1 protein-coding gene is annotated in these 399 nt (G+C 79.4%); it reads left to right on the forward strand.

Features of this window, described 5'->3' with window-relative positions:
* The coding region (locus ACH65_RS18225) for a DNA-processing protein DprA (RefSeq protein ID WP_049624064.1) at nt 1-399 on the forward strand (399 nt) is incomplete at both ends.

Raw genomic sequence — 399 nt, forward strand, 5'->3', positions numbered from 1 at the left:
CCGCCCGACGAGGCGGCCCGCGCCTGGCTGGCCGAGCCCGACGCGGCGCGCCTGGCGGCGGACCTGGCCTGGCTGGCCGAACCGCGCCACCGCCTGCTGCGCTGCACCGAGGCGGATTTCCCGCCGCCGTTGGAGAGCATCCCGCAGCCGCCGGCGGCGCTGTTCGTGGTCGGCGATCCGGCGCTCCTGCTGTACCCGCAGGCGGCGGTAGTGGGCGCGCGCAACGCCAGCGCGGCCGGGCTCGCCCATGCCCGGCTGTTCGCCCGCGAGCTGGCCGGGGCCGGCTTCGTGGTCACCAGCGGCATGGCCGACGGCATCGACGGCGCCGCGCACGAGGCGGCGCTGGACGCGGGCGCGCCCACCGTGGCGGTGGTCGGCACCGGGCCGGACCGGGTCTAC

It is taken from the genome of Frateuria defendens, from assembly GCF_001182895.1.
Classification (GTDB): domain Bacteria; phylum Pseudomonadota; class Gammaproteobacteria; order Xanthomonadales; family Rhodanobacteraceae; genus Frateuria_B; species Frateuria_B defendens.